The sequence below is a fragment of the Mycobacterium sp. IDUB_39 genome (genome assembly GCF_055419205.1).
In genome coordinates this window covers 288,104-300,786 of sequence record NZ_JBVAXF010000007.1, presented here as the reverse complement: position 1 = coordinate 300,786, position 12,683 = coordinate 288,104, and the positions used below count along the sequence as shown (strand labels likewise).

At 66.9% G+C, this 12,683-nt stretch carries 13 protein-coding genes; 10 read left to right on the top strand and 3 right to left on the bottom strand.

Going from position 1 to position 12,683, the window contains the following annotated elements; all coding sequences use genetic code 11:
* Positions 1-118: 118 nt before the first annotated feature.
* The 7 genes from ftsZ to ACZY0X_RS25810 all read left to right on the top strand — a co-directional run bounded on the left by ftsZ (position 119) and on the right by ACZY0X_RS25810 (position 5,338).
* On the top strand, positions 119-1,261 hold the full coding sequence (ftsZ, locus tag ACZY0X_RS25840; protein ID WP_241404756.1) for a cell division protein FtsZ: 1,143 nt from the start codon (positions 119-121) through the stop codon (positions 1,259-1,261).
* A 35-nt stretch (positions 1,262-1,296) separates the two neighbouring features.
* Positions 1,297-2,001, top strand: a complete 705-nt coding sequence (pgeF, locus tag ACZY0X_RS25835; RefSeq protein ID WP_463774459.1) for a peptidoglycan editing factor PgeF — start codon at positions 1,297-1,299, stop codon at positions 1,999-2,001.
* Between the two features lie 13 nt (positions 2,002-2,014).
* Positions 2,015-2,767: a YggS family pyridoxal phosphate enzyme gene (locus tag ACZY0X_RS25830; protein WP_463774457.1), complete on the top strand. Its 753-nt coding sequence runs from the start codon at positions 2,015-2,017 to the stop codon at positions 2,765-2,767.
* Positions 2,768-2,832: 65 nt separating this feature from the next.
* A complete protein-coding gene (locus ACZY0X_RS25825) occupies positions 2,833-3,498 on the top strand; it encodes a cell division protein SepF (RefSeq protein WP_463774456.1) in 666 nt (221 codons plus the stop codon).
* 96 nt (positions 3,499-3,594) lie between these two features.
* The gene (locus ACZY0X_RS25820) at positions 3,595-3,885 is read left to right on the top strand and encodes a YggT family protein (RefSeq protein ID WP_241405605.1); all 291 of its coding nucleotides are present in this window, start codon (positions 3,595-3,597) and stop codon (positions 3,883-3,885) included.
* 181 nt (positions 3,886-4,066) lie between these two features.
* On the top strand, positions 4,067-4,873 hold the full coding sequence (gene wag31 / locus ACZY0X_RS25815) for a DivIVA-like cell division protein Wag31 (RefSeq protein WP_463774455.1): 807 nt from the start codon (positions 4,067-4,069) through the stop codon (positions 4,871-4,873).
* A 15-nt stretch (positions 4,874-4,888) separates the two neighbouring features.
* Complete coding sequence (locus tag ACZY0X_RS25810) at positions 4,889-5,338, top strand: DUF308 domain-containing protein (protein WP_463774453.1); 450 nt, start codon at positions 4,889-4,891, stop codon at positions 5,336-5,338.
* Here the strand turns inward: ACZY0X_RS25810 and ACZY0X_RS25805 are convergent.
* Entirely contained in the window at positions 5,335-5,997 is a 663-nt protein-coding gene (locus ACZY0X_RS25805) for a phosphoribosyltransferase (protein WP_463774452.1), read from the bottom strand. The two genes, ACZY0X_RS25810 and ACZY0X_RS25805, sit on opposite strands and share 4 nt — an antisense overlap.
* Before the next feature lie 86 nt (positions 5,998-6,083).
* On the opposite strand from ACZY0X_RS25805, the gene ACZY0X_RS25800 reads away from it, so the two are divergent.
* Positions 6,084-7,439, top strand: coding sequence for a TIGR01777 family oxidoreductase (locus ACZY0X_RS25800; RefSeq protein ID WP_463774598.1), 1,356 nt, complete (start codon positions 6,084-6,086; stop codon positions 7,437-7,439).
* Here the strand turns inward: ACZY0X_RS25800 and ACZY0X_RS25795 are convergent.
* Both ACZY0X_RS25795 and ACZY0X_RS25790 read right to left on the bottom strand, forming a co-directional pair.
* Positions 7,421-8,143, bottom strand: a complete 723-nt coding sequence (locus ACZY0X_RS25795) for a type 1 glutamine amidotransferase (protein ID WP_463774451.1) — start codon at positions 8,141-8,143, stop codon at positions 7,421-7,423. The genes ACZY0X_RS25800 and ACZY0X_RS25795 overlap by 19 nt on opposite strands.
* A gap of 25 nt (positions 8,144-8,168) precedes the next feature.
* Entirely contained in the window at positions 8,169-9,392 is a 1,224-nt protein-coding gene (locus ACZY0X_RS25790; RefSeq protein WP_463774450.1) for a serine hydrolase domain-containing protein, read from the bottom strand.
* 113 nt (positions 9,393-9,505) lie between these two features.
* Here ACZY0X_RS25790 and ACZY0X_RS25785 point away from each other — a divergent pair, with 113 nt between their 5' ends.
* Both ACZY0X_RS25785 and ACZY0X_RS25780 read left to right on the top strand, forming a co-directional pair.
* The gene (locus tag ACZY0X_RS25785; protein WP_463774448.1) at positions 9,506-11,095 is read left to right on the top strand and encodes a phospholipase D family protein; all 1,590 of its coding nucleotides are present in this window, start codon (positions 9,506-9,508) and stop codon (positions 11,093-11,095) included.
* Between the two features lie 110 nt (positions 11,096-11,205).
* Complete coding sequence (locus ACZY0X_RS25780) at positions 11,206-12,663, top strand: HNH endonuclease signature motif containing protein (protein ID WP_463774447.1); 1,458 nt, start codon at positions 11,206-11,208, stop codon at positions 12,661-12,663.
* The last annotated feature ends 20 nt before the right edge of the window (positions 12,664-12,683 follow it).

Genomic DNA, 12,683 nt, shown 5'->3' with positions numbered 1-12,683 from the left:
CCCTACCGTTCTGTTTGCGCGGAACTACTTGACATAACTCTAAGCCTATGGTTCAGGTTGAGGGTTTTGATCGAGGGTTCCGGCACCACGAAAGGCAACCCAGGGAGGAACGGGACCCATGACGCCCCCGCACAACTATCTCGCCGTCATCAAGGTCGTCGGCATCGGTGGCGGCGGCGTGAATGCCGTCAACCGGATGATCGAACAGGGTCTGAAGGGCGTTGAGTTCATCGCCATCAACACAGACGCGCAGGCGCTGTTGATGAGTGATGCCGACGTCAAGCTCGATGTCGGGCGCGACTCCACCCGAGGTCTGGGTGCAGGAGCCGACCCGGAGGTCGGGCGCAAGGCCGCAGACGACGCCAAGGACGACATCGAGGAACTGCTCCGCGGTGCCGACATGGTGTTCGTCACCGCAGGCGAGGGTGGTGGCACCGGAACCGGTGGCGCGCCCGTCGTCGCGACAATCGCCCGCAAGCTCGGTGCGCTCACCGTCGGCGTGGTCACTCGGCCGTTCTCCTTCGAGGGCAAGCGGCGGAGTAATCAGGCCGAGGCCGGTATCACCGCGCTCCGCGAGAGCTGCGACACGCTCATCGTCATCCCCAACGACCGTCTGCTCCAGATGGGCGACGCGGCAGTGTCCTTGATGGATGCGTTCCGCAGTGCTGACGAGGTGCTGCTCAACGGAGTTCAGGGCATCACCGACCTCATCACCACACCCGGTCTGATCAACGTCGACTTCGCCGACGTCAAGGGTGTGATGAGCGGTGCGGGCACCGCGCTGATGGGCATCGGTTCGGCGCGAGGCGACGGTCGGGCGCTCAAGGCCGCGGAGATTGCGATCAACTCGCCGCTGCTCGAGGCCTCGATGGAGGGCGCACAGGGTGTGCTGCTGTCGGTCGCCGGTGGCAGCGATCTCGGACTGTTCGAGATCAATGAAGCGGCATCGCTGGTGCAGGACGCCGCCCACCAAGACGCGAACATCATCTTCGGCACGGTCATCGACGACTCGTTGGGCGATGAGGTCCGAGTCACCGTGATCGCGGCCGGGTTCGAGGCCAGCGGACCCAACCGCAACCCGGTTGTCGGTGGTACGGGGCAGGGCATCGTGCCCGGCCGCGCGGGCAAGGTCACCTCGCCGTTCGTCGAATCCGCCGATCCGGCCAGTGTGCCGTTGCACACCAACGGCGCCACGGTGAGCATCGGCGGCGGTGGCGATGACGACGACGATGTCGACGTCCCGCCCTTCATGCGGCACTGAGAGCTGGCAGCGTCGCTACGCGAATACTTGGAACCGTGACCGTACGCATTCGTCGGGTAACCACCACCCGCGCGGGCGGGGTCTCGGTGGCCCCATTCGCATCCTTCAATCTCGGTGATCACGTCGGCGACGATCCGGCGGCCGTGGCCGCCAATCGTCTTCGGCTGGCGAAGGCCACCGGGCTCGGCCCTGAGCGCGTGGTGTGGATGAACCAGGTCCACTCCGACCGTGTCGTCGTCGTGGACGGTCCCGGTCCGGTCGACGGCGACGCCGACGGTTTGGTGACCGCCACTCGGGGTCTGGCATTGGCCGTCGTGACCGCCGACTGTGTTCCGCTGCTGTTGTCCGATGCGCGCGCCGGCGTCATCGCCGCCGTGCACGCGGGCCGGGTCGGCGCGCAGAACGGCGTGGTGCTTCGCGCCGTCGAGACGATGGTCGACAGGGGAGCGCGCGCCGAGGACATCTCGGTGCTGCTCGGGCCCGCCGTCAGCGGGACCAACTATGAAGTGCCCGAGGCCATGGCCGCCGAGGTCGAGGCCGCGTTGCCGGGCAGTCGCACCGTCACCGGCCGCGGCACCCCGGGCCTGGACCTGCGGGCCGGGATCGCAAGACAGCTCACGGGTTTGGGTATCTCGGCGATATCGGTTGATCCGAGGTGCACGGTCGACGACCCGAACCTGTTCAGTCATCGGCGCGATGCGCCCACCGGCCGACTGGCGTCGTTGGTGTGGATGGAATGACGGTGCACGCGGAATGACATCACCACGCGAAGCCGAACTCGGTGCGGCGTTGACCGGGCTGCGGACCAGATTGCGCGACGCGGCGGATGCCGCCGGACGTGACGTGAATGACATTGAATTGCTGCCTGTGACGAAATTCTTTCCGGCAGCCGATGTCATTTCCCTACGGCGACTTGGATGCGACGCATTCGGCGAATCCCGCGAGCAGGAAGCGTCGAATAAGGTCGCCGAAGTCGCGACCGAATTGGGTGGCGAATTGACCGAGCGCCCGATTCGCTGGCACATGGTCGGCCGCATCCAGCGCAACAAGGCGAAGGCGGTCGCAGGCTGGGCCCACACCGCGCACTCGGTCGACAGCATTGCCTTGCTCCGTGCGCTGGGTCGCGCGTCGGTCGAGGCGTTGGCCGACGGGCGGCGCGAGGAAGCGCTTGGGGTGTACGTCCAGTTGAGCCTCGACGGAGACGTTCAACGGGGCGGCGTGGACGCCCGCAACCGTGATGAGGTCGACGAGGTGTGCGCCGCCGCCGACTCGACCGACGGTCTGACGTTCGTCGGATTGATGGCGATTCCACCGCTGGATTCCGACGCAGATGAGGCGTTCGGGCGTTTGGCTGCCGAGCGGGAGCGGGTACAGACCAGCTACCAGCAACGGCTCGGTCTGTCGGCGGGTATGTCAGGCGACCTCGAGACGGCGGTCAAACACGGGTCCACGTGTGTGCGTGTCGGAACCTCGCTTATGGGGCAACGGCCACTAACGTCACCCTGAGTAGTCACTCCAGTCACATCTTCATCACAGACAACACAAACCACAGTCTCCAGAAGGGTTCTGAGATGAGCACACTTCACAAGGTCAAGGCCTACTTCGGTATGGCGCCCATGGACGACTATGACGACGAGTACTACGAGGACGACGAGCGTTCGTCGCGCGGGGCATACCCGCGCCGGCCGCGCGACGAGCGCTTCGAGGACGACTCGTACGGTCGTATGGACGCCAGGGGTTATGACGACCGTCTGGGCGGACGCGAGTTCGAGCGAGAGTTCGGCCGCGACATGGAGCCCGCGCCCGCTGGCTACCGCGGCGGCTACGGCGACGACGAGCCGTTCCGCGGCCGTCGCGAGTTCGAGCGGCCCCGCTTCAACACGCTGCGCGGTGCCACCCGTGGCGCGGTCGCCATGGAGCCGCGCCGGATGGCCGAACTGTTCGAGGCGGGCAGCCCGCTGGCCAAGATCACCACGTTGCGTCCGAAGGATTACAGCGAGGCCCGCACCATCGGCGAGCAGTTCCGTGACGGCACCCCGGTGATCATGGATCTGGTGTCGATGGACAACGCCGACGCCAAGCGTCTCGTCGACTTCGCCGCCGGGCTGGCATTCGCCCTGCGGGGATCTTTCGACAAGGTCGCCACCAAGGTGTTTCTGCTGTCGCCATCGGGCACCGACGTCAGCGCCGAGGAGCGCAAGCGGATCGCCGAGGCCGGTTTCTACGCCTACCAGTAGGCCGACGCTGGCCGGGTAGGCTGACGGCAATCCCTTCGTCTACCCGTATTCCGTGTGGCCCTGCGGTCACGCATTCTCATGAGTGAGGTCGCCCAGTTGGCGCTGTTCTTCGAGATTCTGGGCTTCGCGCTGTTTCTCTTCTGGTTGTTGCTCATCGCCCGAGTCGTGGTCGAGTTCATCCGGTCCTTCAGCAGGGACTGGCAGCCGACGGGCTTCACGGTCGTTGTCCTCGAAATCATCCTGTCGTTGACCGACCCGCCGGTGAAATTGCTGCGTCGACTGATTCCGCAGCTCACGATAGGTGCGGTGCGGTTCGACCTGTCGATCATGGTGCTGTTGCTGTTGGCGTTCATCGGCATGCAGATGGCCTTCGGCGCTGCGGCCTGACACAACAGGGTCGCGCTTTGCCGGGAGCGGCTAGGCGATCGCTCAAGATTGAAATTCATTCTTAATTCGCGACCTCTCCTGCAACCGCAGGGTCGCCTGTGACAGGATGGACTCCAGTTACTCCTAACAATGGCTCGACACTTGCGACCGGTTGACGGTCCAGACTCCAAGGGGGCAGACAATGCCGCTCACACCCGCCGACGTTCATAATGTCGCGTTCAGCAAGCCACCCATCGGCAAACGTGGCTACAACGAGGACGAAGTCGATGCATTCCTCGATCTCGTTGAGAACGAACTCAGCCGGCTGATTGAGGAGAACGCCGACCTGCGCCAGCGAGTCAGCGAACTGGATCAGGAGGTGGCAGCTGCGCGCGCAGGCGGTGGCGTGCAGGCCACGCAGACGATCCCGTCCTACCAGCAGCCCGAACCCGAGCCTGAGCCGGAGCCGGTCGCGCCTGCACAGCCGGCGTTCGTGGCGGCCCCGGTCAGCGAGGAGTCGCATATCAAGGCGGCCAAGATCCTCGGCCTGGCACAGGACACCGCAGACCGCCTGACCGGAACGGCGAAGGCCGAGTCGGACAAGATGCTGTCGGACGCCCGCGCGCAGGCCGATGCCATGGTCACCGAGGCCCGGCAGACCGCCGAGACCACGGTGTCCGAGGCGAAGCAGCGTGCAGACGCGATGCTGCTCGACGCGCAGACGCGGTCGGAGACCCAACTCCGGCAGGCACAGGAGAAGGCCGACGCCCTCCAGGCGGACGCCGAGCGCAAGCACTCCGAGATCATGGGCACGATCAACCAGCAGCGGACGGTCCTCGAGGGACGTCTCGAGCAGTTGCGGACATTCGAGCGTGAATACCGCACCCGGCTCAAGACCTACCTCGAGTCGCAGCTCGAGGAGCTGGGCCAGCGTGGCTCGGCGGCACCGGTCGACTCGACCGCCAACAATGACGGTGGCTTCAACCAGTTCAACCGGGGCAACAACTAACCGATCGGTTCACCTGTGCTAATCATCGCGCTAGTCCTTGCCGTCATCGGCCTGGCCTCCCTCGTCACCGCGGTCGTCACCAGCAACGAGGTGATCGCGTGGGTGTGCATCGCCGCCAGCGTGATCGGGGTGCTGCTGCTGATCGTCGATGCCCTTCGTGAGCGCTCGAGGGGCGCAGGCGGCTCCGACTCCGATGACGCCGACGACCAGACGGCCGCCTTGGCGGCGTCCGAGCCGGCAGAGGACTACCCGGACGAGGAGACCTCGCAGTTTCCGGTGACCACCGATGACGCGGCGTACTCGGATGACACGGCCTACTCGAACGAAGCGGCCGGTTCCGATGAGACCGAGGTCTTCGGGACCTCGGGTGCATCTGCGGAGGCGGATACCACCGCGGTCGCCGTCGACGATGACCTACCGGCGGACGAAAAGTCCGGCGTGGAGGATTCCACCAAGCGCGATTAGCGCACGTCGCTAGTCGGACGCCCCAGCGTGTCTCTGACCTCGTCGTCGGAGACCTGGTGGAAGTCGTCGTAGACCTGCCCGACGGCGTCGAATGAGGCGGGAGTCGTCGCGCAGAACACATCATCGACCTCGGCGGCGAGTTCACGGCACACCGAACGCGGTGCCACCGGCACCGCGACCACGATGCCTGCCGGACCGGCCGAGCGGATCGCACGCACCGCCACCTTCATACTCGCGCCGGTGGCGATCCCGTCGTCGACCACGATCACCATCTTGCCGGGCAGACTCCGCTGGCCCCGATCGCCGCGGTAGGCCGACTCTCGTCGATGCAACTCCTCAGTCTCCCGGCCGATGATGTCCTCCAGCTCGGCCGCAGAGATCCGCAGACGGCGTATCACGTCGTCATTGAGAACTACCTCGCCGCCGCTGGCGATGGCACCCATCGCGAGTTCGGCCCAGTTGGGAACGCCCAGTTTGCGCACCAGAAAGACATCGAGTGGGGCATGCAGGTCGGCCGCGACCTCCCATCCGACAGGCACACCGCCGCGCGCCAGACCCAGCACCACCACGTCATCTCGGCCGCGATAGGCCGTGAGAAGTGCGGCCAGCGCCCGGCCGGCTTTCCCGCGGTCCCGGAACGTTCTCCGGGTGGCTGACATCGGAATACCTGAAGCTTAGGCCCGTGCGCAGCGCTAGGTTGGGTGGCTCGGCAATCCGACTTGGCCGCAGCGACGAATCGAGAGATGTGGGCATCGAGTACGACAGCATCGTCGATCATCCGCGCGACGACGTGTTCGCGTGGCACACGCGACCCGGCGCGATGCGGCGTCTGGTCCCGCCCTGGCAGCCGATGAGGGTCGTCGCCGAGACCGACTCGCTGGCTGACGGTCGCGCGGTTCTCGCTCTGCCCGGCGGATTGCGGTGGGTGGCCCAGCACGAACCCGCTGAGTTCGACCCGCCACGCCGGTTCGTCGACGTGCTCACCTCGTCGGGTGTGCGGTCGCTACCGCCGCGGGTGATCGGCCGATGGCGGCACACGCATGATTTCACCGACGGTCCCGCCGCCGGCACCACACGGGTGCACGACACCGTCGAGACCGCGGTGCCGGGTGCGGCCCTGCGCTCGACGTTCGTGTACCGCCATCGTCAGCTGGCCGATGATCTGGCCGCGCACCGTGACGCCGCCACGATGGGCACAGGTCCGCTGACCGTCGCGATGACGGGGGCCACGGGTCTGGTCGGCACCGCGTTGTCGGCACTGTTGAGCACCGGCGGCCACCGGGTCATCCGGCTGGTGCGTCATGATCCGACCGGTGCCGGAGAGCGGCGCTGGGATCCGCGCTCGCCCACACCCGATCTGCTGGCTGGGGTGGACGCCGTTGTGCACCTGGCTGGCGAGTCGATCGCGGGGCGGTTCACGGCGGCGCACCGGTCGGCGATCCGCGACAGCCGCGTTGACCCGACCCGCAGGCTGGCGCAGTGCGCGGCCCGCACACCCGACGGCCCGCGGGTCTTCGTAAGCGCCTCAGCCATCGGGTATTACGGCTTCGACCGCGGCGACGAGCCGCTGACCGAGGGTGGCTCGCGCGGCCAGGGTTTCCTCGCGGATGTGGTCGCTGACTGGGAGGAGGCGACCGCACCGGCCTCTGACGCGGGTCTGCGCGTCGTCACCGTCCGGACGGGGATCGTGCAGGCTGCCGACGGCGGCACGCTTAAGCTCTTGCGCCCGCTGTTCGCGGCGGGTCTCGGTGGACGACTGGGCAGCGGTCGGCAGTGGACGTCCTGGATCGGGCTCGACGACCTGCTCGACGTGTACTACCGCGCCGTGTACGACGAGCGACTGGTCGGGCCGGTCAACGCCGTGTCGCCTAACCCGGTGCGCAACACCGAGTACACCAAGGCGCTCGCCGGGGTGATGCATCGGCCCGCGCTGCTCCCGGTCCCGGCCTTCGGGCCGCGGCTACTGCTCGGCGAGCAGGGCGCCCGCGAACTCGCCGAGGCCAATCAACGTGTGATCCCGGACAAGCTCGTGGCGCTTGGCCACCGGTTCCGCCAACCCGAGGTCGCAGTCGCCCTCGCTCATCAGCTTGGGCAGGGCTGAGCGAGGACCTTCTCGGAGAACCCTCGCACCAGGCGCCGGATGCGGGCCGCGGCGTCGGGCCGCATATCGCGGGTGGCCTCGCGTAGCCGATCCGCGGTCAACCCGAGGGACTCGACGTCACCGTCACGGTCGACGTCGAGCCACAGTTCGAGCAAGGCCTCGTCGAGCTCGGGATGGAACTGCAGGGCAAGTGCCCGTCCGAGGACGAACGCCTGCGACGAGTTCGCGGTCCTGGCGATCTCGGTCGCACCGGGCGGCACCGTCCACCGGTCGAAGTGCCACTGGAACCACCGACCGGCGGGGATCAGCGCATCATCGTCGGTCTGCACGTCGTACCAGCCGATCTCGGGGACATCGGACCGCGCCACGGAGCCGCCGAAGGCCTGTGCGATCAGCTGTCCGCCGAAGCAGACCCCCAGCGTGGCGACGCCCGCCGTGGCCGCATCGCGCAGCATCGCCATCTCCGCGCCCACCCACCCGCGGCGCAGTGTCTCGTCATAGACCGGCCACCGCGCGCCGAGGGGGACGATGACGTCGTAGTCACGTGGGTCTGGAAATGTGACCTCGACGTCGGGGGAGTCGACCCGATCGCTCGGGACGACATCGAATGTGGCTATCTCATAACCGCATTCGTCGAACGCCTCGCCCAGCATCGCCTCGGTGGCCAGGTGTTCGTTGCGAATGAAGAGCACGGTGCGGGTCATGGTGACCAATTGTTCCGTATGCGCGTCACCGGGGTGGGGTCGGTGGGGCGTCATCGGGCGCGAGCTCGGCGCCGACCCTGCGGAACAGCTTGTCGGCGGCGTTGACGTAGTTGCCTTGTTCGTCGAATGCCTCGGGCAGATACGTCACGGCGATGGCGATGGAGATCTTCTTCGACGGGAGGTAGGCCATGACCCCGGCCTCGCCCGAGAACAATGGATTCTGCAGAAGCCAGTCGCCAGATGTCACGATGCCTATGCCGTAGGTGTAGAAATCGCTCATCGGACCACACGTCGTACAGCCTGGTTGCGCATGCGTCTTGCCAAGCAGGTCGCGCGACACCATCAGCTCATGGGACTTCTTCGACAGCAGCTTGCCGGACCCGATGGCCGCCGCGCTGGCCTCCATATCGTAGATATTCGTGGTCTGGATCGCGCCGTGCGTGATGGTCCATGAGGGGTTCCAGAAGGTGGACTCCTCGTAGAACGGTGTGCCGCTGGGGATCTGAAGCGCCTCGCGACGTTCACTGGTGTAGGCGTGCAGGGCGGGTGCGGGGATCTCCGGTGTGAAGGAGTTCGCGGTGTTGGTCAGCCCGAGCGGTTCGAGCACCTCATCGTCGAGCAGCTTGGGCATCTGCTCGCCAGTCGCCTTCTCCAACGCCTTGCCGAGCAGGACGTAGTTGGTGTGGGCGTAGTTCCAGTTGGTTCCGGGCTCATAGAGCAGCGGTTTGGACGTCGCGAACCCGAGCAGTTGCTCGGGCTCCCACTGGCGGAACGGATCCTGGTACGACGCGGCGATGAACTCCGTGTTGCCGATGACGTAGTCGTCGTAGCCGGACGTCATCTGGGCGAGCTGGCCCAGCGTCACCTGATCGGAGTGCGGGACGTCCGGCAGCCAGGTGGAGAGCTTGTCGTCGAGGCTCACCTTGCCCTGATCCACCAGTCGCAGCAGCAGCGTCGACACGTACGAGATCGCGACGGCACCGTTGCGGAAGTGCATGGCGGGAGTGGCGGGCACGCCGGTCATCGACTCGCCGGAGGCGCGGGTGAGCAGCTCGCGCCCGTCTTCGGTGACCCGAATGATCACGGCCTTGAGGTGTTCCTGCTTCATGACGTCGTCGACGATGCGCATCACCGCGTCGGATCGCGTCGTATCGGCACTGGGGGTGGGTGATTCCGAGCGATTCGCGGCGGGCGCACAGGACGCGATGAGTGCGACGGTGCTGAGCGCAGCGAGCAGGCGGGTGAGCATGCCCGGATCATGTCACGGTTTGATCTTGAGGCGATGCGCTGATGCGGGGTGCGTTTGGTGGGCATCTGAGCGGGGCATGACTGTGCCTGATGGCTCAGGTGAGGGGTGGCGGCATGGATCCGACCGACTGGTTCCTGACCTCAGCCGAACGGGGTAACCCGCACACCGATATCGCCGCGTGGTGTGACGGCAATCTGATTGAACCGCTGGTGCACGGCGCGACCTACTTCGACGCGCTGGCCACCGAGATTGCGGCGTGCGGTCCCGGCGACCACGTGTTCTTCACCGACTGGCGCGGCGACCCCGACGAGAACCTGCGCGAGAGCGGCCCGACGGTCGCCGAATCTCTCTGCGCGGCAGCCGAACGCGGCGTCATTGTCAAGGGACTGATGTGGCGTTCGCATCTCGACAAACTGCAGTACAGCGAGGAGGAGAACCGCCACCTCGGGGAGGATGTCGAGCGCGCGGGCGGTGAGGTGCTGCTCGATCAGCGGGTCAGGTTCGGCGGATCGCATCATCAGAAGCTGGTGGTGATCCGGCATCCGGCGGACCCCCAGCGAGACGTCGCCTTCGCGGGCGGCATCGATCTGTGCCACTCCCGCCGGGACGACGAGCGGCATCTCGGAGACCCGCAGGCGGTGCAGATGTCACCGCGGTACGGGGATCACCCGCCATGGCATGACATCCAACTGCGGCTCAGGGGGCCGATCGTCGACGCCCTCGACGCAACGTTCCGCGAGCGTTGGACTGACTCCGCTCCGTTGGACGTGATGTCGCCCGTCGCCTGGGCGCGGGACAAGTTCCGCGGCGCAGACATGCGGCCGGACCCGCTGCCCGACCGGCCGTCGGTGCCGCCGGTCTGCGGACCGCACGCGGTGCAGCCCTTGCGGACCTATCCCGACGCCCACTTCGCGTACTCCTTCGCACCGCACGGTGAGCGCAGCATCGCCCGTGGTTACACCAAGGCGGTCAAGCGTGCGAAACGGCTGATCTACCTCGAGGACCAGTACCTGTGGTCCAGGCAGGTCGCCCACCTGTTCGCCGAGGCACTACGGGACAACCCGCAGCTGCACCTGGTGGCGGTGGTGCCGCGCTTCCCGGACGTCGACGGGCGGTTGGCCTTGCCGCCCAATCAGATTGGTCGCCACAAGGCTATCGAGGCGTGCCGTCGGGTCAGTGCCGATCGGGTACACGTCTTCGACGTCGAGAACCACGTCGGAACTCCGGTGTACGTCCACGCGAAGGCGTGCGTCATCGACGACGTGTGGGCCTGTGTCGGCAGTGACAACTTCAATCGGCGGTCGTGGAGCCATGACAGTGAGCTTTCCTGTGCCGTGCTCGACGACACCCGAGACGAGCGGTCGCCGAGGGATCCGGCGGGACGCGGTGACGGTGCGCGGGTGTTCGCGCGTGACCTGCGATTGCGCCTCCTGCGTGAGCACCTGGACCGCGCGGCGGACGGCAGCGATGACGACGGGCTGGTCGATCCGGCCACGGTGGTGCAGGTGCTCGACGAGACGGCGCGGGCGCTGGACGAATGGCACGCGGATGGCCGTGTGGGCCCGCGACCGCCCGGGCGTCTGCGTGCGCACCGGCCGGAGAGGCTGGGCGTCCTCACCCGACTGTGGGCCGGACCCGCGTACCGCATGATCTACGACCCCGACGGACGGTCGTATCGCGATCGGATCAAGGGTGTGTGGTGAAAGCTCAACTGTCACTTGCGTTTCAATGATTCCTATCCTGGTGCTGTTTCTCAGAGTTCTCTTCGGAACGCCACCGTCAAGTCCTTAGAGTTCGCACATATGTTCGAGTCATGGGTGGGGGTTCGGGTTCGGTTCGCGAGGCGGTCGCCGCGATGCGCGCGGCCCACGACGACCTGGCTGCACTGCCCATCGATGCGCTCACCGCACCCGAACTGCTAGAGGTACTCGACGATCTCGAGACGCTGGCCTGTCAGCTGCCCAGCCAGGGCCATCGGCTGCTGACCCGCCTGCAGGCCGAGACCACATCCCAGGCGATGGGTGCGAAGTCCTGGCGCGATGTGCTCGCGATCCGGTGGCGCATCTCCACCCGCGAGGCCAAACGCCGACTCGACGAAGCCGCCGTACTGGGCCCACGCCGCACGGTGAGCGGGGCGCCGCTGGATCCGGTGCTGCCCGCCACAGCACTGGCGGGTGCGCACGGGTCGATCACCGGCGAACACGTGCAGGTGATCCGCGACGCGATGGCAAACATCCCGCCCGCGGTCGACACCCTCACCCGCGGCCAGATCGAGGTCGACCTGGTCCGCGCCGCCACCGGAGTAGGACCCAAACAACTCAAGGACAACGCCGAGCGGACCATCTTCCTGCTCGACCAGGACGGTCCCGAACCCGATGACACCGAACGCAGCCGGCGCCGCGGGCTGACGGTCAGCCCCCAGCAGCGCGACGGGAAGATCGCGATCAGGGGCAACCTCACCCCCGAGGCGTGGGCGATCTATGAGGCGATCTTCGCCAAGTGGGCCGGCCCCGGGATGTGCAATCCTGACGACGACCAACCCTGTATCACCGGCACCCCATCTCAGGAGCAGATCGACAACGATCACCGCAGCCTGGCCCAGCGTCAGCACGACGCGCTGATCGCGATCGGGCGCAATGTGCTCGAAAGCGGTGTACTGGGCCAACACAACGGCCTGCCCACCTCGATCATCATCCGCACCACCCTGCAAGACCTCGAGAGCCGCGCCGGGGTCGGCATCACCGGTGGGGGGACGGTGCTCCCGATCCGTGACGTGATCCGCCTCGGCGCGCACTCCCACCACAGCCTGGCGGTGTTCGACGGGGCCACCGGATCGGCCCTGGAGCTGTTCCGCACCCGCCGAGTGGCCTCCCCAGCCCAGCGGATCATGCTGATCGCCCGCGACGGTGGGTGCACCAAACCTGGCTGCCCGGTACCGGCCTACGGCACCCAGGTCCATCACGCCGCCCGCGACTGGGCCGATGACGGCCAGACCAACGTCGATGAGCTCGGCCTGGCCTGCGGACCGGACAACCGCATGGTCGGCCCTGACGGCTGGACCACCCGCATCAACGCGCGCAACGACGTCGAATGGCTCCCACCGCAACACCTCGACACCGGTCAGGCCCGCGTCAACGACTATCACCGCCCGGAACGTCTCCACCGACCCGCCGATAACGAGACCGCCGATAACGAGACCGCCGACGACGACACCGCCGAAGACGCTGGCGCACAATCCAGTTCCGATCCACCCCAACCCGACGCGGCGTAGCCGTACCCGGTCGACGCGGG